The sequence below is a fragment of the Bradyrhizobium sp. USDA 4472 genome, from assembly GCF_054058595.1.
On sequence record NZ_JBSSAM010000001.1, the window covers coordinates 949,795 to 975,528 of the forward strand.

General features: G+C 60.4%; 26 protein-coding genes and 1 pseudogene. 6 read left to right on the plus strand and 21 right to left on the minus strand.

Going from position 1 to position 25,734, the window contains the following annotated elements; translation table 11 throughout:
- The first annotated feature begins 350 nt into the window (after positions 1 to 350).
- Positions 351 to 1,991 carry a tannase/feruloyl esterase family alpha/beta hydrolase gene (locus ACVWZ4_RS04435; protein ID WP_456701785.1) on the plus strand — a complete coding sequence of 547 codons (1,641 nt, stop codon included), beginning with the start codon at positions 351 to 353 and terminating at the stop codon, positions 1,989 to 1,991.
- Between the two features lie 145 nt (positions 1,992 to 2,136).
- Here the strand turns inward: ACVWZ4_RS04435 and ACVWZ4_RS04440 are convergent, their stop codons facing one another.
- The 12 genes from ACVWZ4_RS04440 to nac all read right to left on the minus strand — a co-directional run bounded on the left by ACVWZ4_RS04440 (position 2,137) and on the right by nac (position 11,823).
- Entirely contained in the window at positions 2,137 to 2,982 is an 846-nt protein-coding gene (locus ACVWZ4_RS04440) for an ABC transporter substrate-binding protein (RefSeq protein WP_456701784.1), read from the minus strand.
- A gap of 42 nt (positions 2,983 to 3,024) precedes the next feature.
- Positions 3,025 to 3,801, minus strand: coding sequence for an amino acid ABC transporter ATP-binding protein (locus ACVWZ4_RS04445; protein WP_456701783.1), 777 nt, complete (start codon positions 3,799 to 3,801; stop codon positions 3,025 to 3,027).
- Positions 3,798 to 4,556, minus strand: coding sequence for an amino acid ABC transporter permease (locus ACVWZ4_RS04450; protein WP_456701782.1), 759 nt, complete (start codon positions 4,554 to 4,556; stop codon positions 3,798 to 3,800). Before ACVWZ4_RS04450 ends, ACVWZ4_RS04445 begins: the two co-directional genes overlap by 4 nt.
- A gap of 2 nt (positions 4,557 to 4,558) precedes the next feature.
- Positions 4,559 to 5,260 carry an amino acid ABC transporter permease gene (locus tag ACVWZ4_RS04455; protein ID WP_456701781.1) on the minus strand — a complete coding sequence of 234 codons (702 nt, stop codon included), beginning with the start codon at positions 5,258 to 5,260 and terminating at the stop codon, positions 4,559 to 4,561.
- Between the two features lie 14 nt (positions 5,261 to 5,274).
- Entirely contained in the window at positions 5,275 to 6,042 is a 768-nt protein-coding gene (locus tag ACVWZ4_RS04460; RefSeq protein ID WP_456701780.1) for an SDR family oxidoreductase, read from the minus strand.
- Between the two features lie 89 nt (positions 6,043 to 6,131).
- A complete protein-coding gene (locus ACVWZ4_RS04465; protein WP_456701779.1) occupies positions 6,132 to 6,920 on the minus strand; it encodes a LamB/YcsF family protein in 789 nt (262 codons plus the stop codon).
- Positions 6,917 to 7,336, minus strand: coding sequence for a hypothetical protein (locus tag ACVWZ4_RS04470; RefSeq protein ID WP_456701778.1), 420 nt, complete (start codon positions 7,334 to 7,336; stop codon positions 6,917 to 6,919). The genes ACVWZ4_RS04465 and ACVWZ4_RS04470 overlap by 4 nt, the downstream gene beginning before the upstream one ends.
- Complete coding sequence (locus tag ACVWZ4_RS04475) at positions 7,333 to 8,319, minus strand: 5-oxoprolinase subunit C family protein (RefSeq protein WP_456701777.1); 987 nt, start codon at positions 8,317 to 8,319, stop codon at positions 7,333 to 7,335. The genes ACVWZ4_RS04470 and ACVWZ4_RS04475 overlap by 4 nt, the downstream gene beginning before the upstream one ends.
- On the minus strand, positions 8,316 to 8,975 hold the full coding sequence (gene pxpB, locus ACVWZ4_RS04480) for a 5-oxoprolinase subunit PxpB (RefSeq protein ID WP_456701776.1): 660 nt from the start codon (positions 8,973 to 8,975) through the stop codon (positions 8,316 to 8,318). Before pxpB ends, ACVWZ4_RS04475 begins: the two co-directional genes overlap by 4 nt.
- Positions 8,972 to 10,324: an acetyl-CoA carboxylase biotin carboxylase subunit gene (gene accC / locus ACVWZ4_RS04485; protein ID WP_456790041.1), complete on the minus strand. Its 1,353-nt coding sequence runs from the start codon at positions 10,322 to 10,324 to the stop codon at positions 8,972 to 8,974. Before accC ends, pxpB begins: the two co-directional genes overlap by 4 nt.
- 4 nt (positions 10,325 to 10,328) lie before the next feature.
- The gene (locus ACVWZ4_RS04490) at positions 10,329 to 10,769 is read right to left on the minus strand and encodes an acetyl-CoA carboxylase biotin carboxyl carrier protein (protein ID WP_456701774.1); all 441 of its coding nucleotides are present in this window, start codon (positions 10,767 to 10,769) and stop codon (positions 10,329 to 10,331) included.
- A gap of 115 nt (positions 10,770 to 10,884) precedes the next feature.
- The gene (nac, locus tag ACVWZ4_RS04495; RefSeq protein ID WP_456701773.1) at positions 10,885 to 11,823 is read right to left on the minus strand and encodes a nitrogen assimilation transcriptional regulator NAC; all 939 of its coding nucleotides are present in this window, start codon (positions 11,821 to 11,823) and stop codon (positions 10,885 to 10,887) included.
- 141 nt (positions 11,824 to 11,964) lie between these two features.
- Between nac and ACVWZ4_RS04500 the strand changes: the two genes are divergently transcribed.
- Both ACVWZ4_RS04500 and ACVWZ4_RS04505 read left to right on the plus strand, forming a co-directional pair.
- Entirely contained in the window at positions 11,965 to 13,173 is a 1,209-nt protein-coding gene (locus tag ACVWZ4_RS04500) for an aspartate transaminase (protein ID WP_456701772.1), read from the plus strand.
- A gap of 21 nt (positions 13,174 to 13,194) precedes the next feature.
- Entirely contained in the window at positions 13,195 to 13,860 is a 666-nt protein-coding gene (locus ACVWZ4_RS04505; RefSeq protein WP_456701771.1) for an RraA family protein, read from the plus strand.
- A gap of 170 nt (positions 13,861 to 14,030) precedes the next feature.
- Here ACVWZ4_RS04505 and hisN read toward each other — a convergent pair whose 3' ends face one another.
- Complete coding sequence (hisN, locus tag ACVWZ4_RS04510) at positions 14,031 to 14,819, minus strand: histidinol-phosphatase (protein ID WP_456701770.1); 789 nt, start codon at positions 14,817 to 14,819, stop codon at positions 14,031 to 14,033.
- Positions 14,820 to 16,932: 2,113 nt separating this feature from the next.
- Between hisN and ACVWZ4_RS04515 the strand changes: the two genes are divergently transcribed.
- Positions 16,933 to 17,136 (plus strand): hypothetical protein, encoded by a 204-nt coding sequence (locus ACVWZ4_RS04515; protein WP_456701769.1) that lies wholly within the window; start codon positions 16,933 to 16,935, stop codon positions 17,134 to 17,136.
- A 359-nt stretch (positions 17,137 to 17,495) separates the two neighbouring features.
- On the opposite strand, the gene ACVWZ4_RS04520 is transcribed toward ACVWZ4_RS04515, so the two are convergent.
- Together ACVWZ4_RS04520 and ACVWZ4_RS04525 are read right to left on the minus strand one after the other, a co-directional pair.
- A complete protein-coding gene (locus ACVWZ4_RS04520) occupies positions 17,496 to 17,801 on the minus strand; it encodes a hypothetical protein (RefSeq protein WP_456701768.1) in 306 nt (101 codons plus the stop codon).
- A 195-nt stretch (positions 17,802 to 17,996) separates the two neighbouring features.
- Positions 17,997 to 18,197, minus strand: coding sequence for a hypothetical protein (locus ACVWZ4_RS04525; RefSeq protein WP_456701767.1), 201 nt, complete (start codon positions 18,195 to 18,197; stop codon positions 17,997 to 17,999).
- An 804-nt stretch (positions 18,198 to 19,001) separates the two neighbouring features.
- On the opposite strand from ACVWZ4_RS04525, the pseudogene ACVWZ4_RS04530 reads away from it, so the two are divergent.
- Positions 19,002 to 19,364, plus strand: a pseudogene (locus tag ACVWZ4_RS04530) (transposase); the annotation flags it as partial.
- 107 nt (positions 19,365 to 19,471) lie between these two features.
- Here the strand turns inward: ACVWZ4_RS04530 and ACVWZ4_RS04535 are convergent.
- The 6 genes from ACVWZ4_RS04535 to bioB all read right to left on the minus strand — a co-directional run bounded on the left by ACVWZ4_RS04535 (position 19,472) and on the right by bioB (position 24,869).
- Positions 19,472 to 19,681, minus strand: a complete 210-nt coding sequence (locus tag ACVWZ4_RS04535; RefSeq protein ID WP_456790042.1) for a hypothetical protein — start codon at positions 19,679 to 19,681, stop codon at positions 19,472 to 19,474.
- Positions 19,682 to 20,350: 669 nt separating this feature from the next.
- On the minus strand, positions 20,351 to 21,616 hold the full coding sequence (locus ACVWZ4_RS04540; RefSeq protein ID WP_456701766.1) for an adenosylmethionine--8-amino-7-oxononanoate transaminase: 1,266 nt from the start codon (positions 21,614 to 21,616) through the stop codon (positions 20,351 to 20,353).
- Positions 21,613 to 22,248, minus strand: coding sequence for a dethiobiotin synthase (gene bioD, locus ACVWZ4_RS04545; protein ID WP_456701765.1), 636 nt, complete (start codon positions 22,246 to 22,248; stop codon positions 21,613 to 21,615). Before bioD ends, ACVWZ4_RS04540 begins: the two co-directional genes overlap by 4 nt.
- Complete coding sequence (locus ACVWZ4_RS04550; protein WP_456701764.1) at positions 22,248 to 23,399, minus strand: 8-amino-7-oxononanoate synthase; 1,152 nt, start codon at positions 23,397 to 23,399, stop codon at positions 22,248 to 22,250. The genes bioD and ACVWZ4_RS04550 overlap by 1 nt, the downstream gene beginning before the upstream one ends.
- A gap of 70 nt (positions 23,400 to 23,469) precedes the next feature.
- The gene (panD, locus tag ACVWZ4_RS04555; RefSeq protein WP_456763525.1) at positions 23,470 to 23,823 is read right to left on the minus strand and encodes an aspartate 1-decarboxylase; all 354 of its coding nucleotides are present in this window, start codon (positions 23,821 to 23,823) and stop codon (positions 23,470 to 23,472) included.
- Positions 23,814 to 24,869, minus strand: a complete 1,056-nt coding sequence (gene bioB / locus ACVWZ4_RS04560; protein WP_456701762.1) for a biotin synthase BioB — start codon at positions 24,867 to 24,869, stop codon at positions 23,814 to 23,816. The genes panD and bioB overlap by 10 nt, the downstream gene beginning before the upstream one ends.
- Before the next feature lie 112 nt (positions 24,870 to 24,981).
- Here bioB and ACVWZ4_RS04565 point away from each other — a divergent pair, with 112 nt between their 5' ends.
- Positions 24,982 to 25,617, plus strand: coding sequence for a GntR family transcriptional regulator (locus ACVWZ4_RS04565; protein WP_456701761.1), 636 nt, complete (start codon positions 24,982 to 24,984; stop codon positions 25,615 to 25,617).
- Positions 25,618 to 25,734 lie beyond the last annotated feature (117 nt).

Here is a 25,734-nt window from a genome sequence, read left to right on the forward strand (position 1 = left end):
CCCACCATCCCCAAAAACCGACGTCTCGCGACAAGAAGGGATTTAGTAAAGGACATTGCCGAGGGTTGGCAGACACGCGGTGACTGCGGGGCCCATGACTTCGCGACGGAGAGACTATGCCGGAGATTACGGTGGTCATCTGAAGCGTACCGAAGAGATCTGCTATCTAAGCCTATCTCAGACATTTGACACGTTGGCAGGTTAGCGGGAGAAGTAACGCGTGCATCGGGCTCCGCGCTAGAACCACAACGAGGAAGTGAATGGTGATAGGCAGAAAGAACGGCCGCCCTGCTCGCGCAAGGCGGCACCGATCGGCCGCTGCTTACAGTCTCGCGCTTGGCGCGCTCGTTGTGCTGCTGACCGGCGGCCCCTCAGTCGCCGACGAGGCATTTCAGCGCGCCTGCATGGGACTGGCCGATAGGACTATTCCAGCCACGTTGATCGGGCTTCCCAGCGGGAACACCGTCGTCGCTTCTGCAAGCTTCGTCCGCGCTGCAGCGCAGGCTAAGACGCCCGCGACGCCCGACTTCTGCAAGGTACTGGGCAGCATCTCCCCGGTTGATCCGTCGGCGCAGCTGATCAACTTTGAGCTCAATTTGCCGGTCGCCTGGAACGGCAAGCTGTTGCAATATGGGGGTGGCGGCTACAATGGCACACTGATCACGGGTCTTGCGCCCCTCCGCGATGCTGCGCCTGACGAGGTGCTGCCGATCGTGCGTGGTTATGCCACGCTCGGCACCGATTCCGGTCACCAGGCCGCGAGCTTCCCGCGCGACTCCATCGGCAAGTTCGGTCTCAACGACGAAATGCTGACCAACTATGCTTATGCATCCTACAAAAAGGTGCGCGACGTCGCCGTAGTTTTGAGCGAACTGCTCTATCGTAGGCGGCCGGCGAGGATCTACTATTTCGGCGGCTCCGAAGGCGGCCGCGAAGGGCTCACCATGGCTCAGCGCTTTCCGGTCGATTATGACGGCGTCGTCAGCGTCGTTCCGGTAGTGCAGTTGTCTATGCTCTTCCAGTCCTACATCCCGAACGTGCTGCCGCACTTCGACGGCGGCTGGCTCAATCCAGCAAAGACGGAGATGCTGGCGAAGTTCGTGATGGAAGCTTGCGACGAGCTTGACGGCCTGCGCGATGGTATCGTCAGCAATACATTCGCCTGCCAGCCCAAAGTGAACCTCGCCGCATTGCGCTGCCCTGGTGGAACAGATACGGGCGACAACTGCCTGTCGGATCCGCAGATCGCCTCCATCCAGGCGGTTCATGCGCCGCATCCCTTCCCGTTCGCGATGGCGAATGGCATCGCCGACTATCCGCAATGGCTCTATGGTAACGAGACGACACCCGACCCCGACCGATCCACCATGGCACGCTGGGTTGTCGGCACGGCCCCGCCAACCGACCCAGTAGATGTGGCTACGGCTTCGCAACATTGGATCTACGGCGTGAATGCCGTGCGCTTCATGATCGCACGTGACGACAAGTTCGATGTGCGGAGCTATCGTCCGGAAAATCTCCACGCCCGCGTCGAGGAGCTCTCGAAGTTGCTCGATTCCACCAATCCCGATCTGTCGGCGTTCTTCGCCCATGGCGGCAAGCTGATCATGCGAGAGAACCTGGCCGACCTTGCGCAGAGCCCACTCGCTGGTATCAACTATTTCCAGTCGGTCGTGGCCAAACTGGGTCAGGCCACAGTAGATGGCTCGGCGCGTCTTTATCTTTCGCCTGGCTCCACCCACACCGGCAACGGCGCAACCGTGCCGGACGGCATCGCGATTCCGACCATGGTCGACTTGCTCGACCCGCTCGACCACTGGGCCAGCGACGGCATCGCGCCGGCCGACGCGTTGATCCAGACGGTGAAGGAAGCCACGCCGCCCTTTGCTCTGAAGGCGTCCCGTCCGATGTGCCGCTATCCCAACTACCCGCATTATATTGGAGGTGATAGGTACTTGGCACGGAGCTACGACTGCAGAAATGGTCCATGACGAGCGGTATGGGGATGCGAGAGATGCCTCCCCAAGGCATGCAATTCCTTCCAGAACGCTACCAGCGAACACGCAAGTCATGATCGGCACGGCCAAGAAGACGGCGATGCCGCGGGGAAGCTAGCCACGAACTTCGCTTCCCCGCTCATGGGAGCGGCGTGAACTTCAGCTGGCTCAGTGGCGCGACCTTGTCGGTACGTGTCATCTTGAATTCGGTGCTCGGACCGAGCCACTTGTCCCAGATCTGGTTGATCTCCCCAGCCTTGTCCATCTCGAGCAGGGTCTCGTTGACCTTCGCGAGCAGTGCCGGCTCGTCCTTCTTCATGCCGATGCCGATCGGCTGAAGCACCATGGGCTCCTCGATCATCTTCAGCGGCTGCCCCGCCTCCTTGGACTGGCTGACGAGCTTGGTAATGGTCATGGTATTCGCCACCATTCCGACTGCCTTGTTCTGTTGAACCGCCATGAAGGCCGAACCGGTATCGACGAAAGTCAGCGGGTCGGATTCGTTCATCTTGATCGCGAGTTCCGACGTCGATCCTTTGGTCGATGCCAGGCGCTTGCCCTTGAAGTCGGCTTTGGCGGTCCCGGGGTCGCCCGCCTTCACTGCCAGCATTTCCTTGGCGATGTAATAGGGATCGGAAAACTGGATCTGCTCGGCGCGGCCCAGCGTGTAGGCGAGGTTCGCCACCGTGATGTCGACATGACCGAGCTTGACCTCTGGCACGCGTGCCTCGACCGAGAGCGGCGTGACCTTGGCGACAACGCCCCAGTGTTGGGCGATCACCTTGCAGAGGTCGACGTCAAAGCCCACCATCTCACGTGTCTTGGCATCCGGCGCCGCAAATGGCGGAACGTCCGCGAAGGTTCCGCAGCGCAGCTCCTTGCGCTGGATGATGTCCGAGAGCTGGTCAGCGCAGGCCGTTGACGCGATCCCAGCAAGGCCTACGATCGCGGCCACCAAGCCGATCGAACGATTCTTGAAAGACATTTGTGTTCACTCCTCCAGATTGGTCACATCAAGTCAGCGCGCTCACCTTGTGTGCAGGTCCGACAGAAAACGCTGCGCACGGGGATGTCGCGGTGAGCGGAAGAAGTCGACCGGAGCTCCCGTCTCGAGCACCCTTCCGGCGTCCATGAACCAGACGCGATCGGCGACATCGCGCGCGAAGTTCATCTCGTGGGTCACGCACATCATGGTCATTCCGTCGCGTGCAAGCCCGCGCATGACGGAAAGCACCTCGCCCACCATCTCCGGATCGAGCGCGCTGGTCGGTTCGTCGAACAGCATCGCCGGCGGCTCCATGGCGAGCGCACGCGCGATCGCGACGCGCTGCTGCTGTCCGCCGGAGAGCTGGCCCGGATAGTTCTGGGCTTTGGTCGCGAGTCCGACGCGATCCAGCAGGCGAAGTGCCGTTTCGCGCGCCTCGCTGCGCTTGACGCCGTTCACCTTGATCGGCGAAAGCATGACGTTGTCGAGCGCACTCAAATGTGGAAACAAATTGAAGCTCTGGAAAACGAATCCGATCCGGCTCCGCAAGTGATTCAGCGCCGTGCCACCCAACTTGCCGTGAACGTCCTTGCCCTCGAACAGCACCGAGCCCGACTGAATTTCCTCGAGCCTGTTGACGGTGCGGATGAGCGTCGATTTCCCCGAGCCGGACGGCCCACAGACCACCACCACCTCGCCCTTCTTCACCTCGGCGTTAACGTCGGTCAGCGCGGCGAGTGCCCCAAAAAATTTGTGCACGGCGACGAATTTGATCATCGGATCGGCATCCCGGGATGGAGGTTCATGCGACATGGTCATGTCCCTGATGCGCTTGCGGGTAAGGCAGGCAGTGCAGACACGGCAACCGGGCCTGCGGTCCGGCGCGCGGTTATCCGCCGCTCGACCATGCTGATGGCCTGCGTCAAGGTCCAGCACACGATGAAGTAGCTGATGGCAAGGAGGAAATAGACTTCGAACGGCTTGGTCAGTAGCCGGTTGTTGATCTGGCCGGCCGCGAAGGTGAGCTCGGGGACGTTGATGATGTAGCCGAGCGTCGTTTCCTTGATGGTGGAGACGAACTGGCTGAGAATGCTCGGGATCATGTTGAACAGCGCCTGCGGCAGAATCACGTAGCGCATCGCCCCGAGACGGCTGTGCCCGAGCGCGCGGGCGGCGTCCATCTGGCCTGTTGGCAATGCCTGAATTCCGGCTCGCACGATCTCGCTCAGGAATGCGGCTTCATAGCCGACCAGCGTGACCAGCATGGTCGCGTACGCCGGCACGCTATGGCCGATCATCAGCGGCAGCACGAAATAGACCCACAAAATGATCAGAAGCAGTGGCACGCCGCGGGTCATGTAGACCAAGCCCATGACCGGCCAGCGCAGCGCCCGCCACGGCGATAGGCTGGCCAGCGCCATCACAACGCTCAGCGGAAAGGCCAAGGCAATGCCGAGGACGGAGAGAATGAGGGTGGCCGCGATACCCCCAAGCGGGCCGTTCGGATACTGGCCGACGAGCAGCAACAGCCAGTTGTCCCTGACAAGGTCGATCATGCTCGGGAGCAGCGACATGATCACATCACTCCGGCCATGCGGCTGCGTTGCTCCAGATGGTGACCAAGCCACATCAGCAGCAACGAGCAGACGAGATAGACGATCGTGGCAATCAGGTAGGTCTCGAACGGACGAAAGCTTTGGTTCTCGACCTCTTTGACGGCGTGGGTCAGCTCGGCGACGCCGATCGCCATCGCAAGGCTGGAGTTCTTGAACAAGGAGACGGTATGGCTCACCAGCGCCGGCATCGCGTTGCGAACGGCCTGCGGCAGCAGGATGTAGGCCATCGCTCCGACGTAGCTATGCCCCAGCGCACGCGCCGCTTCCCACTGCCCCCTCGGCACAGCGCGTAGACCAGAGCGCTGATCCTCGCTGAAATACGCCGCCTGGCACAACCCCAAGGCAATGATGGCGAACAACGCTTCGCCGTTGTGATCGCCGAGCCACATTTGGACCGAGTCCGGCAGCAAGCTCGAAATGCCGAAATACCAGAGCATGAGCTGCACCAAGGTCGGCACATTGCGATGGTAGGAGACGTAGATCGCGACAAAACCGCTGGCGATCCGGCCCGGCAGCATTCGGATCGCAAGCAGGATCATTCCAAGACTCATCGCCAGAAGCCACGAGCCGATGAAGACGATGAAGGTCATCTTCACCCCATGGACCAGCATCCGGCTGAACTCCGGATTGAGCAGGACGGCCATGAGGTCGAAACCCTTCATCGCGCGCCCCTCCTCTAGGTCGGCAGAATGGGTTTTGGAAAACCCTCGGGGCGCGTGGTCGACAAGCCACCCGGCACTTGCAAGGTCGGTGTGATCTCGATGTAGCCGACATTCACCGCGACCGGAGCCGCAATCGCAAACGCGATTGCATCGGCAATGTCCTTTGCCTCGGGCAGTTCAAAGCCTTCGATGAAGTTCGCGCGCGTTTCGGCGCTGTCGCCGTGGACATGGGCGAAGATATCGGTTGCCACCCTGCCGGGGCAGATCTCGGTGACGCGCACGCGCTTGCCGAAGCAATCGACCCTGAGCTGACTGGTCAGCATGCTGACGGCCGCCTTGGTCGCGTGATAGCTCGAATTGCCCGCAAAGTTGTAAGCGCCGGCAATCGACGTGATGTTCACCACATGACCGCGATCGCGCTGGGCCATGCCCGGCACGAGAAGACGGCAGAGATGCAGGATCGCACGCAGGTTGACGTCGACCAGAAGATCAATGTCGTCCGGATCGGACTGCAGAAACTTCTTCGGCCGGTCAACCCCCGCGCAGTTGACGAGCACGTCGACCTCAATACGCTGAGCAAGCATGGTGACAGCCGCAATATCTCTAACGTCGATCGCATGGGAGATGCAGCCGGTGCGAGCGGCCAAAGCTCTTAGCGCACCCGCGGACCGTGCGAGCGCATGAACCTTCAGGCCCTCGCGCGCCAGGCGCTCGACCACAGCCAAGCCGATGCCAGACGAGGCACCGGTTACGAGAGCGGTCCTGTAATCGGAGAATGGCATGGGGGTCCTCACCTTTCCAACACGTTAAACGATCGCGCAACTTTCCTGCCAAGAGGGATTAAATGTGGCGAGATAAGGTCCCCTTATGATCACCTACCCGGTCCGCCGGAGTCCGCCACAAGCCGGGAAACCGGCACGATCTCGCCGCCGGCAGCCTCGATCGAGGCCCGAATCCCTCGGGCCAGCTCGACGGCGCCGTGGGTATCCCCGTGCAACAGGATTGATTTGACCGGCATGGCTAGCGCTTTTCCGCTGGCGGCAATAACAACGCCGTCACGCAGCAGACGCTTGACCCGCTCGGCGACCACCCCGGCGTCATGAATGACGGCGCCGGGCTTTGCCCTGGAAACCAGCAAGCCATGGTCGTCGTAGGCCCGGTCAGCCAGGAAGGTCGTGGCGACCCTGATACCGCACTGCGCCGCCGCACCCTCGATGGCGCGGCTGCTCGAGGAGACGATCAGGAGATCGGGATCGAATGCGGCGACCGCGCGAACCAATGGCAGGGCAAGTTCGGCGTCGGCCGCTGCAATGTTGCCCAGCGCGCCGTGAAAGCTCATATGCGTGACGCGATGCCCGACGGCCCGCGCGATGCCATCGAGTGCGCCGAGCTGGTAAGTGACCATGGCGGCGAGCTCGGTGGGGTCGATCTGCATCACGCGTCGGCCAAATCCCTGACGGTCGGGAAACCCGACGTGAGCCCCAAGATCGACGCCGCACGCCCTGGCGCGCTCCGCCGTGCGCTGCATGATCAGGGGATCACCCGCATGAAAACCGCACGCGACGTTGGCCGAAGATACGAGGTCGAGCAGCGCCTCGTCATTGCCCATGGACCACGGACCAAAACCTTCGCCCATATCGGCATTGAGATCGATCTTCATGCTGTCTCACCTCCAATCGGACGTAGTAGGAACAGCGGCTCGCCGTAGCCGACGACGGTGCCGTGGGCGATCAGCACATCGGTCACCATTCCCGACAGCGGGGCAGCCACGGCTAGAAGCAAAGGACCGATTTGCAGGAAGCCGAGAGGCTCGCCAGCCCTGACATTGGGGTCGGCCAAGGCGATTGCACGCTCGTGAAGCGGATGCCGATCGAAAAAAATTCCCGGCGACGGCGCGCGGAGGGTCATTGACGGTGCGTCGACGGGCGAGGTCGCCTCACCTTCAACGACACGCACCACTGCGCCGTCGTTGACCAGGCGCAACGAGGCGCTCGGACCGCGCAGCTCGAGCAGCGCGAGGTCGGCGTCCTGGAGCCAGACACTCAACTGATCGACGTGATCGAGAGGATTGCTCACCGGCCACGTCCTTCGCCGCAATTAAGCTCGACGAGACGACGGGCGTTGGCAAGCCAGCGGCGGACTTCCGCCGAGGCGCTCAGCGCTTCATCCCAGCTACAGCGGATGAAGCGGACGCTGCTCCCGATCGGGGCCTGGCCGAGGCGCCAGAGGTCTGCCTCGATCACCGTGCCGATTTTGGGATAGCCGCCGGAGGGCTGTGCATCGCGCATCTGGATGATGGGCTGGCCGCCATGAGGCACCTGAATGACGCCGGGCACGATGCCATGTGAGCGCAATTCCAGCGGACGCAGTGGGATGAGCTCAGGGCCGGCAAGCCTGTAGCCATAGCGGTCGCTCTGCGGGGTGATCTTCCAGGCGGTCGACCATAACGCACCGTGCGATGACTTCGTGAAGCAGTCGTATTCGGCGGCCGGCAGCACGCGAACGGCGGGCACGCCGTCGGTCTCGAGCGGGAGCGCCAGCCCGGGCGGGACCAGACCGAAGCCGGGAACGGCTCGGCCGCTCGAATGTCCGGTCGGCAGTTTGTCGCCATCGCGGAGCGGCCGCCCCTCGTGGCCACCAAATGAGCCTCTCAACTGCGTGCTGCGTGAGCCGAGCACAGCCGGCACGTCAATACCATCGGCGACGCACAGATAGGCGCGGCTCGCGCGCCATGTGGTCTGCTTGGGAAGCGACAGCGATAGCACCTGCCCCGCTTCGGCGCGATGCGCCCACCACGGCAATACCGGCGTCTCACCAATCCTCGCCGCACAGTCGGCGCCGGTGACGGCAAAAACGGTTGAGCGCTCAAAGCGAACCTTGAAGGGAAGAACCGGAATCTCGATGGCTGCGGCGTTCTCCTCGTTGCGCAGCAGGATATTGCCTCCGACAAGGGCGAGCGCGTCCATGGCGCCCGATATCCCGACGCCGAGATTTAGCCCACCGGTACGACCGAGATCCTGGACCGTCGCAAGCGCGCCTGCTGACAAGATTTTGATCATCGCAGCACCCTGACAACCCTGAAGCGGATGCTGTCGCCTGGCTGAAGCAGCGCGGGCGGGCTACGATCGACATCGAAGAATGGGACCTGCGTGCTGCCGATCGTATTCCACCCGCTCGGTCCGTCCGAGGCAGACACGCCGGTCTGGCTACCGCCTATCGACACGGCTCCTCCCGGAATCCTGAGCACCGGCACCTTGCGGCGCGGCGTCGCGATGCGCCCATCCATGCCGCCGAGATAGCAATAGCCGGGGTGACTTCCGAGCGCGAATACGGTGTAGGTAGGCGCACTGTGGCGTTCGACGATCTCATCGATGCTCATGCCGGTGTGCTCGATGACATCGGCCATATGCGGCCCGGCTTCTCCGCCATAGGTGACGGGCAGATCGATGCAACGCCCGGCAATCGGAAGCGGCTCGATGACGTCCCAGAGTTCGACGAGCCCTTGCTCGATCTCTTCCGGTCGTCGCGGTGGCTCGACAAAGGCCAGCATGAGGTTGTTCATGCCTGGCACAGCCTCGCGCACACCGGGAAATCCGGCTGCCTCGTGTGCTAAGGCCCAAATCAGCCGCTGCGTTTCGAGCGTGGTCTCGCCGGGCGCCTCGAACAGCAGCGCCGTCGTCCCGAGCAGGCTTGTGCGAGGCCGGTCCGTCGTCATGGCTGCCTACTCAACCGAAGTTTCGTCTCGAGATGGTGGATACTGACGCCACCGCGGATAAAATCGGGATCGGCGACAAGGCGCCGGTGCAGCGGCAGGTTTGTTGCAATCCCCTCGATCCGCGCCTCGTCGAGCGCCACCCGCAAACGGGCCAACGCCTCATCGCGTGTCGTGCCATGGACGATAAGCTTGCCGAGCAGCGAGTCGTAATATGGCGAGACGCGGTAACCGGCACTCGCGTGACTGTCGATGCGCACGCCAGGTCCGCCCGGCATCTGCCAGGTATCAATCACACCGGGTGACGGCACAAAACTGTCCGGGTCTTCGGCATTGATGCGGCACTCGAAGGCATGACCGCGACAGGCGATATCGCCCTGCCTGAACGGCAGCCTTTCACCCTGCGCCACGCGGATCTGAGCCTCGACGAGATCGATCCCGGTGGTCATCTCGGTGACGGGATGTTCGACCTGGAGGCGCGTATTCATCTCGATGAAGTAGAACGAATTATCTTCGACCAGGAATTCGAAAGTGCCGACGCCGCGATAGCCGATTTGCCGACAAGCCTCCGCGCAGCGCTCGCCGATTTCGCGGACCAGCCCATCTTCGATCTGCGGGGCTGGCGCCTCCTCGATCACCTTCTGATGACGGCGTTGGAGTGAGCAATCGCGGCTACCAAGCCAGACCGCGTTACCGTGTGTATCGGCGATCACCTGGATTTCGGCGTGGCGCGGATGCCCTAAGAATTTCTCGACATAGATTGCGCTGTTGCCAAACGCCCGCCGCGCTTCTTCCCGTGTCAGGAGCAGCGCGTCGCGCAAGCCACTTTCGCTCTCGACTATCCGCATGCCGCGACCGCCCCCGCCCCCGGCGGCTTTCAGGATCACGGGATAGCCGATCTCGCCTGCGACCGCGCGCACGACATCAAGATCGTCAGTCAGGGCCGCATCGGGACCGAGGACGCACGGAACGCCCGCCGCTCTCATGGCGCGCTTGGCCGCGATCTTGTCACCCATAACGCGCATGCTCGCGGCGGTCGGACCGATGAATGTCAGGCCCGCGGCCTCGACTTGCTCGGCAAAGCCGGCATTCTCAGACAAAAATCCGTAGCCCGGGTGGATCGCCTCGGCTCCGCTGACCTCGGCCGCAAACAGAATCGCTTTCTGGTTCAAGTAGCTCTGCGCCGCCGCGGCGGGTCCGATGCACAGAGCAAGGTCAGCCTGACACACATACGGCGCCCCTCGATCGGTCTCGGAATGGACCACGATCGTTCGCAATCCGAGACGCCGGCAGGTCCGCTGGATACGTAGGGCAATCTCTCCCCGGTTGGCTATGAGAACCGATCCAAACATGGGCTCACGCGAACCTTATCAGTTCTTGGCCGGCCTCGACTTCCTGACCGGAGACAACCAAAATCGCCGACACCGTGCCATCCCGTTCGGCGCGAACTTCGTGGAACATCTTCATTGCCTCGATGACACAGAGTGGGGTTCCAGCCGTCACGGTCTGACCGACCGAAACGAAGACGGATGCATCCGGCGCCGGTTGCAGATGCACAATGCCGAACAAGGGCGCTGCGATCTTCGCTTCTCTGTTCGGCGCCGCTTCGGGTTCGGCGCGAGTTGGCAACTGTCTGGCTCGCGTGGATCGGGCGGCCTTGACCGGTACCCGAGCCATATCGTCCGGCTGCGCCCGACGAACCAGCCTGAGCGACCAGCCGTCTTCGCTGAACTCCATCTCGTTCAGATCAGACGCAGCCATCGCATCGATCAGAGTCTTTAGACGGTTCAGGTCCATGCAGCGCCGCCAGTTCGGGGATCGTGGCCTGGCGCGGCCGTCGCGCCTGGATGGACGCTAGCGCCATCGATTCCTGCCGACCAAGACGGATTGGCTTTGCCCCTATAAGGGACCGCTATGACGCCTTCTGAGACCGCTCATCATGCGCAATCAGATTGCCCGGCAAGCCGGCCACAAGCTCCAGCAGGATTTCCTTGATCGCCTGTGCCGGTTCGGAGAGCGGCAAATGATCGGACTGGCACAGCGCCAGCGGCGCCTCGATCACGGGTTCGATGATGCAGGATTGCCAGGCATCGCAGGAGGACGCGACCTGCCGCGCCATCGATTCGGGCAGGATGGTGGCACCAAGGCCATCGGAGATCACGGCCGTCAGCGTGCTGGCGGATTCGATTTCCGCGATGACCTTCGGCACCTTGCCGATGGCCGCGAAAGCGTCATTCACCATCTTGCGGACGACATTATAGGGACGCGCGAGGTAGAGCTCGGTGTCAACGATCATCGCGAGCGGCACCTCGGCCGGTGGCGCCACCATGCTGCCGCGGCCGACAAGGTAAAGCGGCTCCCGCAGCAGTGGCTGGAATGAGAGGCCGTGGACGGCGGTCTTGCCGCCGTAGAGAACCGCCAGGTCCATGCGGCCATTCATCACGAGCTCGGAAAGCGTGGTGCCGTAGGTCTCGTTCAAATAGAGCAAAATACCGGGGTGCCGCGCCCGCACGGTGCGCAGCAGCGGCAGAGCCAGTCCTGCCGCGGCAGTCCCTGGCGCGAGTCCCACCGCAACGGCGCCGGAGATATTCTTTGCGGCCGCGTTCATGTCGGCACGCGCCTGGTCGCATTGCCGCAGGATGAGCTGGGCGTGGCGATACAGCACTTTTCCGGCCTCGGTCGGCACTACGCCGCTCTTGGTGCGCACGAGAAGCTGCTGACGCACCTCGCCTTCGAGGGTCGCGAGCTGCTGACTGAGCGCTGGCTGCGCCACATGCAGCACATCGGCCGCTTGCGTCAGGCTGCCGACGTCGACGATCTTCACGAAGTACTGCAGTCGCCTGAGATTCACGTCCTCTCCTCAGACTGCCGTCTGCTCCAGACCCGAGCAGAGCATCCATAAGATATGCCTATCAGGCCAGATTGAACTCGTGTTGGCCAGGGCCGGGCTCAATCTCTAGCGTCGCACCTCGCTTAGCCAGGGTCAATCACTATGAACCATCCTCGTATTTCCGCACGGGTCAGGCGCATCAAGCCCTCGCCCAGCTCGGCGGCAGCCGATCGGGCAACGGCGCTGAAGCGAGAGGGCCGGAACATCGTCAGCCTTGTCGTCGGCGAGCCGGACTTCGATACGCCTGCGAACATTCGCACCGCGGCCTCAAAGGCGATGGACAAGGGCGCCACCCGCTATACGATGTTGCCAGGGTCCGTCGATCTGCGCGAGGCGATTGCAGCCAAACTGAAGCGCGAGAACAACCTCGTCTACGCACCTTCCGACATCATTGTCACCAACGGTTGCAAGAGCGGCATCTATAGCGCGCTGGAGGCGACGATCGAGGCCGGCGACGAGGTGATCATCCCGGCTCCCTACTGGGTCTCCTACCCCGACATGGTGATCGCCTGCGAGGGCGTTCCGAAGATTGTCGCCTGCCCGGAAAGCCAAGGCTTCAAGATCTCGCCGGAGCAACTCGAGGCTGCCATCACGAACAAGACGCGATGGCTGATCATCAACTCGCCGTCGAATCCGACGGGCGCAAGCTACTCGGCGGCGGAATATCGCAAGCTGGCCGATATTCTCGTACGGCATCCTCATGTGCTGGTCATGACGGACGACATCTACGAGCACATCCGCTTCGATGGCCGCACAACGCCGCACCTGCTGAACGCTGCTTCCGAACTCGCAGACCGCGTGCTTGCGGTCAATGGCGTGTCGAAGACCTACGCGATGACCGGCTGGCGGATCGGCTGGATTGCCGGCCCCCCCGATCTGATCGGTGCGCTGAACACGCTACTGTCCCAGGCCGCGGGCAACGCCTGCTCGGTCAGTCAGGCTGCCGCGGTCGAAGCGCTCAACGGCGATCAGGGCTTCGTCACCGAAAGCGTCGCGATCTACCGTACCCGCCGCGATCGCATGCTGACGCGGATCAACCAGATCGAGGGCTTGAGCTGCCTGCCGCCCGACGGCGCGTTCTATCTCTACATCAATTGCGCAGGGTTGATCGGTCGAAAAACTCCGGCCGGTGCGCACCTCGAAACCGACGGCGACGTCGCGATGTACCTGCTCGAAAGCGTTGGCGTCGCCGTGGTCCAAGGTAGCGCCTATGGCTTATCGCCGTACTTCCGCATCTCGATCGCCGCGTCGCTCGATGTGCTCGACGATGGCATCAACCGCATCGCTCACGCTGTCTCCGAACTCCGCTAGCATCCCGATCGAAAGCACCTCATGTCAAACACCGGCATCGAAAAAAATCCCTCGGCCCCGCAAGCCGATCCCGCGGTGATCGCAAAACTGCGGACCATCGCGGTCGCCCTGCTCAGCGATCAGCTGCACCGCAACTGCGGCAGCACCGGCCTAGTCCCCTATCACTCGCCGGCGCCGATGGTGGGCACCACGGTGACGGTGAAGACGCGCGGCGGCGACAACCTCGCCATCCTTCGTGCCTACGACTTCTGCCGTCCCGGCGACGTGATGGTTGTTGACGCCGGCGGCGACATCTCCAACGCACTGGTCGGCGGCATCATGACGCTCGCCGCAGCCTCACTCGGGCTTGCCGGCATGGTGCTCGACGGCGCCATTCGCGATGTTACGGAAATCCGTGCACGCACTTTTCCCGTGTACGCGCGCGGCGTGACCCATCGTGGTCCCTACAAGGACGGTCCGGGAGCGATCAACGTTCCGATCACCGTCGGCGGCATGCCAGTGAACGCGGGTGACATCATCGTCGGCGACCAAGACGGCCTGCTGGCATTTCCGCCGGCTCTGGCCGTAACGGTCATTGAGAAAGCATTGGCGCAGGAGCGCAAAGAGCAAGGCACCATCGATGCGATCCGCGAGGGTCGCTGGGATCGCGCCTTCGTCGATGCGCTTGAGGCGCGTTGCGCGAACTAAGCGCTACAAGCTGTTGCAGGCCGCAAGTCCCAGTTCCCGGGCCGTCAGCGGCGATGCCGACGGGCTGATCGCCCGTCCTCTCGGGCGTCGCCTTGGCCATCAGATCCCTAAGGTCAGCAAGGGCGAACGACCGTCCCTCCGATGCGTCCTGTAGGAGGCATGATCGGTAGTTATCTCTGGATCAAGGCGAGCGCTTCGGAATGAAGCCGCGGCGTTGCGGTTGCCAAGATGCGCCCTTCCGAGTGAATCGACAGCGGGCATCCCTCCCAATCGGTGATGCAGCCGCCGGCGCCCTGCACGATGGGAACCAGCGCCATGTAGTCATATGGCTGAAGCCCCGTTTCGAGAACGATATCGCAGTGTCCCGACGCAAGCAGGCCATAGATGTAGCAATCACCGCCGAACCGGCGCATCCGCGCAACTCGCGACAGCCGCTCGAATGCCTCCATCTCGTCTTTGCGGAACATGTCAGGCGATGTGGTGTAGAAGCTCGCGTCGGCGACGCGCTCGCATGCGCTGGTCCGAACCAATCCATCGCCAAACCGCGCCACGCCGGGCTTCGCCATCCACCGCTCGCCGGTAAAGGGGATGTCGATCACGCCGCAGAACGGCTGCTGCTGATAACTCAACGCGATCAGCGTCCCGAACAAGGGAAAGCCGCTGATAAAGCTCTTGGTGCCGTCGATCGGGTCGACGATCCAGGTGAATGCGACGCCGGGCTTGGCTCCGATCTCTTCGCCGATGATGCCATGCTCCGGAAAGCGCGCCTCGATCCTTTCCCTGAGACGCAACTCGACGGCTCGATCGGCGATCGTCACCGGGCTAGCATCGGACTTGGCGAGGACGTCCAGCGACGTGCGAAAATAGGACAGCACGATGGGCCTGACTGAGTCCGCGAGCTCGGCGGCAAATGACAGATATACATCGGCATCGTCTGCCGTGACGGCATAGTGGGCCATTACAACTCCTTCAGGAACAGCGGGGGTATCGCGGATGGTAGAGCGCGCCCGCTTGTGTTTTCAGATGCCAGATTTGTGACGGCCAATATCGGCTCAAGCAATCCGCTAAGGCGGCTCCAGGATCCTGCAAACGTCCTGCGTCTTTCAAGTATCGTTTCGCGACAGGGGGGCGATCATCGTCGTTATCAAAGGCGACCTGATTCACAACGCCACTATCTTTGAACTTGTTAAGAAGTACGTATCCATCCTCGACGTTGTATTGTCCTTCCGGCATCTCGCCCGGTATCGCCCTTCGCGCCCGACGCTGCCGATGAAGTATAGCGCGCGAGGCACGATATTCACCAAACGCTACGACGTTGCCTTTCCACCTGGTCGCGCATGACCCGGTGAAGGAGCTTCGTGGGGCTGCCCAGGGAACTTTCGGGCAGCGCCTGACTAGCCCGGTCCCCTGACGAAAAGCTGACGGCGGCAATAGATTTCTCGAATTCGGCAACTCGGGCGCGGCGCCGTCTTCACCAATCGTCGCGAAGTTCCGCCATCAGGACACGTCAGTTACTGCGGGTTCAAGGGTGAAGGGCTGACCGTCAACACAATGGCAACTTTGTCATTCGACTCGCTTTGACGATCTCAGCCTTGGACGTTAATTGCTGTACCGGCTTTGTGCCGATGTCGAACTGCTAGTTGCAGCATCGCGGTAAGCTGCGGCGGAGGGGCTTTGGGGACTGATGATTCTGCAGAAACAAAATTGCCGCTGCTTTGAATATCAAGCTTTGCCGTGGAAACGACGGTTACGCAACGTGGAGCTAAACGCCCGCCTACCAAATTTGGTATGGGACATAAAGACGCGCTTACATTGAGCGACCGAAAGTCTGTCACGCTCGAGCGAAATTGGTCGCGACGAAAAACGTCTTGGCAGGCTTCATGCCCGTTCTTGTAAAGTCCCGCACACAAGCTCTGTTGACTAGACGCGAGCATCGTCCTCCAGGGATCAGCCTGATTTCAGCCTTCGCCGTGTTCGACCTCGCCAACCCGCGCCCGAACCGGACGTCGGCCGCGGAGAACCTCCGAAGTAGCTCTACGGGATCGGCGACACGCAAGAGGCCTGCCATTTGCCCAACGGCGACAAGTGCAAATATCGACGCGAGGGTATCTCGCAGCCAAGCCCGGTCGGCGCGCGCCTACTCGATGTCCCACCTTCGCCTGGTGCCGCCTCTTACCTTTGAGAATGCTGCTGGGGATATTGCCGGCGATATACACTTTCTCCAGTCGTAGATTTGGCAACTCGCTTCCTTCCTTGCTGCGCCTCTCGCGGCGGACAGGGTTCCGCAGCGGCTCCGCAAGTAGAGCAAATCTTATGCCGCGGTCGAAGACCGATGAAAGATAAAGTTGTGACTGTCTCAGCTGGTTAGCTCGCGAGAACGATGCTGGGCGTGTAGCCAAGCTAACAAACTGCCGAGATAACGGCCGAATACCAACAGGTCCGCGAGCTAGAACCGGTCGAACAGTGCGGCTATTTAATCCGCTATCGGTAAATGCCGATACAGCTTTAGCACCTGATACCCGAGCCGAATCAAGTCCTCGGGGCTAGGCAACAGCGGGCTGGATGTCGTCGATTGTTTGCCGCGTCGCGACGTCATGATGAGGCCGCCGACGAGAAATCGCGTGGTCCCGAATGCACGCGTCGTTCGCGCCTCCGACTCGACCGTCCACTTCAGAAGTCTAAACGCGAGCGGAAAGGCCTCGACCGAAAGAGACCGGAGCGCGGTCTGCTCTGTCGTCGATCAACGCGCCGCCTGTCATCGCATCTCGGAAGCCCTTCGCTAGGCGGCGGATAAGGACAATGCCAGTTCGTAATATCCTCCTTCCGCTAGCCCGGCAAATCCATCGCGACGATCCGCAGCGTTTTTGGCTCGCTATACGCTGTCTTTCTGCCCGACTAATTCCTCAAACAGAGCCGAACGCTGGTAATGCGGGGGGAATGCGCGATCACCCTTCCCCTCGCCGACCGCTTGTTGCTAACAAGCTCGCCCCTCAGTACTCTCTCTGAAAGAACTGAACATCATTTGCCAGTGCTATACGCTCTCGTTGAGAATAGCTTTGTTTGAGAGTTTCGATGTCTCTTTCGATCGAATTGATTGTCGACGGTTATATGAAACTAAACAACCGTAGCGCGCTGGAGAGCCTTCTAGCGCATCGGCGGAAGCTGCTGCAGCAGTTGACCTGCGTTACCGGCACTGATCCGAAGCAAGCGATCGCTCAGGTCACTCAAGAAATCGCAGTCATCGAAAGGGCACTTGCGGCGCTCGCACGGGAGTAAACGGGAACGACGCACCGGCTCGCGTGAGTGGACGGCGTTCCGGCGCCGAACATTGAGTTCGGCCGCTTTTTTGGACGAAGCTTATTGGCGCGACACGTGATTGGCATCGCAGCGCAAGGCGTGGCCAAGGCCTAGATGCGCAGCCTTTTGTGCGAGCTACTCTCTTGTTTCAGTGATCGGCCGCTCTCAGCTGGGGGGACAAGATATTGGCTGACGGCGCTTCCACGTAAAACAGATTCTTCGTTCGGAAGGGCGGGAACGGTCGGGTGGTTTATGATCGAGATCGTAAGAGACCAGCGCTGATTGTGACCAGCTTGGGAGTAATCTAACCATTGAAGAGGCCGAATCGACAAAGCTTGTCACCGCTCCGCAGGACAAAAACGTGTCATTTTGAGCAGAGCATCGAGATGCCGGACATTGTGTGATCGGGCGAGCCTGCGCGTGCGATGGGGTGCCACCAAGAACCTCAGCGCATTGATACGACACTTGGACGGCCGACATCGCGCAAGCGTCCCATTTGACGCGCAGTCGACGAACACCGCGTACCGCTTCTCAATCGGCATACCGACCACCGCCCCGCGCTGGTGAATGTCGCCAACGAAACGCACAATGAACTTCGATGCGCGGAGCTTTTCGCGTCCGCTGCGCGCAAAAAGATACGCCATGACAATGCTCCATCGGATAACGCCGCATTTGGGTGACGTGCAATCGCTATCGATCTGCGAGGACGATACACCTCTGCGAGCTGGCCGGATCGCTATGCCGCAGGGGACGCCGCGAAGCGCGAACCTGGATAACAGGCCAGGATCTTCACCACTGAGCCCTTGAAATTCACCTCAATAACAAGCCATGTACTAGATCTATCGCCACATCGTTGGTGCTTTGGAAAGAGCTTCCTGACCAATCTGTTTAAGCAGATCGGGGCGCGTCTCACCTCTGGTGGCGGCCTCCAGGATTTTGGAGGCGACGTAGACGCGGACGCCAACGTCATGCGGTGAAATGCTCTCGCAAACCTCATCCAGGATCGTGCGCAGAAGCGCGGTCGTGGCACCGTCCAGCATTGGGAGATCTCCCTCACCCCATCAAGGAAGATAATGGGCATTTGTTGGACCACAACTCAAGTACATCAGATCGATGACCTCGCTGCGACTTTGGGTTTTGGACATTTAAGCTGGTGTAGCAGAAGCACCCTGCGCGGATACGCGAACGTCGCGTGAAAATTCATCAGAGGCGCTGCCGTAGTGCAGGATTTGAGCGCGACAGCACGGCGCATTGCATTAATCGATATTGCCATTTTGTTACAGTCTCCGCGCCCAGTAATCACATTCAGCCGGAGCGCGGCATATTTAGTGGCCAGGTTATCTCCGCGATCGTTGGATCGTCGGCCATTCTGGAACTGAGCATGAGTTGTGAGCGGGCTGGCGTCGCCAAAACCTGCGAGATGGGCGCGAGCCCTCTGCAGCGAGTGAGCTAGCAAACCAGGTCGCCGCGGCCTGCTGCTGAAACTGCTGCGATCCGACGCCGAGGCCACGAGCTCAGACAAAGAAAGTGACCGGCTCGTATCACGATTTTTTGAAACGGAACGGGAGTTACATGAATCATCTCGGCAGTAGCCGTCGTCGCACAACGTCTGTGATGACAGACGAACAGCAAGAGCTGGAGTGCTGCAAGCAAGAGATTGCGCGTCTCAGACAGCCGGTCGTACGACTTTCTGAAATTGTTTTACGCCACGTCGTAACAAGCGCGCAAAGCAGTCGGAATGTGCCTGAGTATCTGAGCGAGCCGCCGAAGTGAACTGCCCCCCTTTTCGACCGGACACCGGCGTTAGCCGGAGGAGCTAGGCCTAGTCCTAGAGGCATACGCCTATGTCTGACACGTTTTCGACGATGGAAGTCATCACCGGCGTTGCCCGGCGGCGGCGATTTACGACGGGGCAGAAGCTCTTGCTCGTCAACGAGACGCTGCAACCGGGCATGTCGATCAGCTATGTTGCTGCTCGCCATGGGCTCTCCCCGAGCCTGGTCTTCCGATGGAGACGGCTGATGAGTGAAGGGGGCGAGGAAGCGGTGCCGGCCGACGAGAATGTGGTCGCCGCGTCCGAGGTCCGGCGGCCGGAGGAACGGGTTCGAGACCTCGAACGCTTGCTGGGCCGCAAGACCATGGAGATTGAGATCCTCAAGGAGGCTCTTGATCTTGCACGCGTAAAAAAAACGACCTTGCTGTCGCGACCGCAGGCACCGGAGGATACCCCCGTGAAACGGGGGCTCGACCGGGCCTCGTTGGAGCTACACGCAGCGAAAAACTTCGTCTTCAGGACTATCTCCGCGCCTGGCCCTTAGGGGAACTCGTGAGGCTCCTGCTTTGGCGCCGGCGCACCGAGCAAAGCGACGGGATGGCAGGCCAGGAATGTCCAAAGGTGACAGGCCGCTGCAAGCGCTGCAAGAATCGCGGTCGAATAGATGTCGTCGCGAAGCCGCTTGGATCGGGCCAGCCTGTTGGCTCTGTAGGTCCTGAAGTCGATGATTTTTGCCGATGTTTCTGTCACTTGACCTCCACCCGCTCTAGACGGCCATTCGAATTCTCTGACCAGGGCCGTAACTCAGTCCATTCCTAAGCCGCTCGCCGCCATCGAAGCCATTTCTGATCGGCCTCCCGTCGCGCCTTGAAGCGGTTGACGCATTTCTTGGAGCAAAGGGCCGTTCGCCAGCAGTAATGGCGGATCAGCCCAAACTTTCCGCCGCAGATCGCGCAACATGTGGCTGAGTGATAGAGAGAATTACGCAAGCTAATGTGCATTCTCATCTCCTGTGAGACATTTAGTTGGGAAACCCCACAGCCCCCTGACCACAGCACCGCGCGGAGCAAAGGTCCGCTCGCCCGGCGGGCTGTCCACCCGGTTCTTGCAGCCATCAAGTGACTGAAGTGCGATTGCCTCGCGAAGCAGTACTTTCCGCAGAAAGCCTCGCCAAGAATTCGCTCAAGATAATGGATTTCTCTAATCGTGCTTAGCGCAATTCGCTCGACATTTCGACCAATTGCTGCGCCTTCATCGGTCAGCCCGCAGGATTGCTGCGGCGCTCGGATCAGGACCGCTTAAAGAGCACGAGCCTGCGACCTTGTGTGCGTGCACCCTCGTGGGACACTCAAACGGAAGCAATACGGACACTTTCGCCTTGCAGCTGTCACAGCAGACGATTGCACGGTCAGATGCATCTCACATCAGCAAGTCAGCAGCGTCACGAATGGCAGCATAGATTTCATCGAGGTCGGCCGCCGTAACGCAGTAAGGCGGCATCACGTAGATCGTGTTACCGAGTGGGCGTAACAGCAGATTCCGCGCTTGGAAGAACGCCAGAAGTCTCGGACCGATGTCCGCCAGATAGCCGGCATCGCTCGTGTTGAGTTCTAGCGCTGTCACTGTTCCTGTGCGTCGGACGTTTTCGAATCGTGAATCGGTGCGGAATGGCGCGAGTGCCTGTTCTTGCATCTTGGCCAGGGATGCTAGCCGCAAGCGATATTCCTGATCCCGCCATAGATCCAGATTAGCCTTGGCGGCGGCACAGGCCACTGGATTGGCGGTATATGAGCTCGAATGAAAAAACGTACGCGTGCGGTCTTGCGAATAATGCGCATCGAAAATATCGGCACGACAGAGTGTGACGGCGAGCGGGAGCGCCCCGCCCGTGAGGCCCTTCGAATAGCAGGCAATATCGGGCGTGACATCGGCCTGCTCACACGCAAACAATGTACCCGTCCGGCCCCAGCCGGTCATGACCTCGTCCGCAATGAACAGGACGTCCAAGCCTTCGCAGATCCGCTTCATTTCTCTTAGCACCGAGGGAGAATACATCAGCATTCCGCCTGCGCCCAATATCAGCGGCTCCACGATGAAGGCTGCGGGATGTTCGTTTAGACAAGCGGCTTCAAGCGCATCGAGCGTTGTTTGCTCAAGATCTCTTGTCGGAAATGGAATCGAGGTCACCTCGAACATCAGCGGGCCGTAGGCCGCGTTGAACACGCCTCGGCTACCTACTGACATCGCACCGATCGTGTCGCCATGGTACGAGTGCTGCATCACCACAATTCGGGTTCGCTCTTTTCCGGTATTGCGCCAGTAGCCGAGCGCCATTTTCAGTGCGACCTCGACGCTGGTCGACCCGCTATCGGAGAAGAACACATGCTCGAGCGCCGGGGAGGTGACCTTCAATAGTTCTGTCGCAAGTTGCTCAGCCGGTTCGTGAGTGTATCCGGCGAAGATGACCTGGTTGAGCTTGTCTGCCTGCTCTCGGATCGCGTTCACAATGCATGGATGGCAATGGCCGTGAGTCACGACCCACCAGGAGGAGATTGCATCGATAAGGCGTCGACCATCTTCAGTATAGAGATAAGCCCCCTCTCCCCGCAGCACCTTCGTCATGTCGCACTGTAGAGCATGCTGCGTGAAAGGGTGCCAGATCGGCGACCTCTTGGCCATTTTCATAGGTTCACGAAATCACTGCCAACGAAAGAGTGTTTGAAAGCAGCCTGCAGCCTATCGTCCGTGAGGGGAGCAAGCCACGGGAGCCGTCCCAACCAACGTACCCTCCCGATCTCGCAAATCGCACTTTCAGTTTCGGCGTTTCTCTCGCCGATAAAGGCAATTCCAAGGATTCGAATCTGACGCTTACGCAGAGCCTCTATGGAGAGCAGCGAGTGATTGATCGTGCCCAGTCCCGTCCCTGAGCAAATCACGACAGGAAGCTGCCAGCGCTCGAAGATGTCGATGTAAAGGGTGCGAGCTGTCAGCGGTACCATGAGCCCGCCGGCGCCTTCGATCACAAGTCGCCGCTCGCCGCTGTCAGGCAGTCGAAGCCTCTCTGTATCTATGCGAATGCCGTCGATCTCCGCGGAGTAATGCGGCGACGCAGGCGTCCGAAGTCGGTAGAGCTCCGGGACAATCCGATCGGACGAGAGGCCACCGAGGCGGCGGACGCACTCGGAGTCGGTCTCTTGTTCGAGCCCAGCCTGGACTGGCTTCCAGTAATTCGCGCCTAGAAGGCCGGCGAGCCCTGCGGAAAACACCGTTTTGCCGACGCCGGTGTCCGTACCAGTCACGACGATCCGCTTATTCATCAAACCGAGCCCCTCGTCACATCAACCAGCGCATCGAGCATTGCGCGCACGTCCGCCTCCCCAACATTGAGCGTCAACGCAATTCGCAAGCGGGCGGTGCCCGCAGGAACGGTTGGCGGCCGAATTGCGCGGATATCGAAGCCGCGCTCCTGGAGAGCGGAGGCAAGTCGCATGGCATGATCATTGTTACCTACGATGTACGGCACGATCTGAGAGGTCGATGGTGTACGCAAACCGAGAGAGGTGATGCGCCGATGCGCGAACGCAACGAGTTTGGCCAGCCTTTGCTGCCTCTCCGGCTCTTTCTGCAGGATGCGCAGTGCCTCTCGAACGGCAACGGCGATCAATGGTGATGGCGCGGTGGCAAAAATAAACGGACGGCAGCGGTTAACCATGAAATCGCGCAAGATGCGGGGGGCTGTAACAAGTGCACCCGCCGCACCGAGCGCTTTGCCGCAGGTGTGAACGACGATGAGATTTTCGCGCCCGTCATAAGGGGCCGTGAGCCCTCGTCCCTCATGCCCGTAAGCGCCTGTGGCATGAGCCTCATCCACGATCAGAAATGCGTCTTGGCGATCAGCGATTGCAACCAGCTCCTCAAGTGGAGCGAAGTCGCCATCCATACTGTAGAGACTTTCGGCTACAATCCAGACCCGGCCCGCTCCACCTTTGTTTCGCCAGTCGCGAATTGCATCTTCGGCTGACTGGGGGTCATTGTGCGCGTGAATTCGGTACTCTGCTCGGCCGGCTCGCGCCCCTTCGTGAATACTGGCGTGCACGAGCGAATCGAGAACGAGCAGATCACCGTGTTGCGGCAAGGTTGTTAGGAGGGCAAAATTTGCGATGTAGCCGCCTCCAAAGAAAAGCGCTGCCTCCGCGCCAAAGAACTGAGCCGCTTCGGTTTCGAGTTGTTCGTGCTCCTCGCAATTGCCTCGCAGAAGCCGCGACCCGCCGGCTCCAACCGGAGTTCCTGCCTCGAGCGCGGCGACCATCGCGTTTTTGATGCGCGGGGCACTACCAAGCGCCAGATAGTCGTTCGATGCGAAATCGATCCCTACGCGCGGCTTGAGGCATCGCAGCCGTTTATCTTCGTTCAAGACATTCAACGCTGCGACATACGGACTAAGTCTAGCTGTTTGGATGGACCGCATTCATCATTCCCGAGGAACGCTCAAGCAAGCAAAAGATGCTTTGGAAGAAGGAAGGAAGGGGCCGTTAGGTTCAACTTGGCAGGATGCGATTGTCTTGATCCACACGCACAATGCGTGGCATAAATATCTTTGCTTCGGCCTCATCGAATGAGGCATATGCAACGATAATGATCTTGTCTCCAGGCATCGCCAGTCGGGCGGCCGCACCGTTCAGGCTTATCGTGCCGGACCTCGGCGGCGCCTCAATCACGTAGGTGGCAAAGCGCGCTCCTGTTTCAACATTATAGATTTCGACGCGCTCATTGATCACCATTCCGGCAGCCTCCAGCAGCGAACGATCTATCGAGATCGAGCCTTCATAGTGCAGATCAGCTTCGGTGACTGATGCGCGATGGATTTTTCCCTTCATCAAAGTTATCTGCATTTCTCACCTAGGCTGGATATAGGAGCAACAGACTGCGCGCACTGCGTCCGTCGAGCGAGCCCGGACGTGATGCCGAGCCGACCCAGCAGATCCGCGTCGCGATCAACTTTCGGATTATTGGTGGTCAAGAGGACGTCGCCGATGAAGATCGAATTTGCGCCGGCCAAGAAGCAAAGCGCCTGCAATTCATCGGTCATATATTGCCGCCCAGCGGATAAGCGAACCACACTCCTCGGCATCATGATCCGCGCGGTCGCCACCAGCCGAACCAACGCTATCGGATCGGGAGGCTCCGCGGTGTCTTCCACCGGCACGCCCTCGATCCTGCTCCACAGGTTGATTGGCACGCTTTCGGGATGGTTTGGAAGATTGGCCAACAGCACAAGCATACCTAGGCGGTCCTCCACGCGCTCGCCCATGCCGATAATCCCGCCGGAGCAGATCTTGATGCCGGCATCGCGCACCCGCGCTAGCGTATCGATGCGGTCCTGCAGGCTACGGGTGGTAATTATCTTGCTGTAGAACTCGGGCGATGTGTCGACGTTGTGATTGTAGAAGTCAAGGCCGGCCTCCGCGAGACGTGCGGCCTGCTTCGGCGTCAGCATGCCGAGCGTGACGCACGTTTCCATGCCTAGTTCCTTGACCGCCTTGACCATGTCGCAGACGGAATCAACATCGCTATCTTTTGGCGTGCGCCAGGCCGCCGCCATGCAGAAGCGCGTGGCGCCTGCATCCTTCGCGCACTGCGCGGTCGCAACCACATCCGCGCAACGCATTAGACGAGTGGCTTTCAGGCCGGTCTCGTAATGCGCGCTTTGCGAGCAGTAGCCGCAGTCCTCCGGACAGCCGCCGGTCTTGATGCTGAGCAGGCTCGCAGTTTCAACGTGATTTGGATCAAAATTCTTGCGATGGGCGCACTGCGCCTGAAGCATCAGGTCGGCAAAAGGGAGGTCGTAGAGCGCCTTGGTCTCTTCGACTCTCCAATGACAACGAACCTGCGCATCGATGCCTGTTTCTTTGCGCTGGAGTTCCGCGGCATCATCCATAACCATCCTGCTCAATTGTAGATAATCGCGTCAATTATCTATAGTCATTGCTCTCGAAGAGATGCTAATCGAGCTGCCTCGCAAATGCATCGGTTATTGCGGTAGATAATCTATGATCACTGCTGACAACATGACGACAGTCGCGCGCATCGCGGATTCAATCGCTGAGCGCATTATCAGCGGCGCCTTAGAGCCAGGGACGCCACTTCGCCAGGATCACGTTGCACGAGAATTCAATTCGAGCCACGTCCCCGTGCGCGAAGCCTTTCGGCAGCTGCAGGCACAACATCTTGTTGTCGCTGTGCCACGTCGCGGTGTTCGGGTCGCTCCGCTCGATACCCGTTCAGTGAAAGAGATCGCCGAAATGCGAGCTGCGCTTGAGGTGGTGGCTTTGCGCCATTCGGGGCCAAGGCTCACAACAGGTCATTTGACTCAGATCGAGCTCGCCCTGACCGAAGGAGATAATGCAAAGACGGTCGAGGAGTTTGAGATGGCCAACCGCGCCTTTCACCAAGCCTTGGTCGCGCCGTGCGGAATGCCGCGTCTGCTCGCGAGCCTCGATGGACTGCAGCTTGCCAATTCGAGATTGGTGTTCGCGATGGCGCGATCAGTGGGCTGGCGACCGCGCTCCAATCAAGATCACCGCCTGATCCTGCAAGCCTTGCGAACGCGCAACTTAGATCAAGCCTGTAACCTGCTCACGCGGCACATTCAAACCATTGAGCGCCTTGCCCTTCCGGCGTCCTGAGCAACACTGGCAAATTTCATTACGGATCGCCGACGATCGCAAGCGACGATGATGTGGCAACTGACTAGCCTCATTGCAACGGCCTCTATTCCCATATAGTTATGGTCCAGCTAGCGA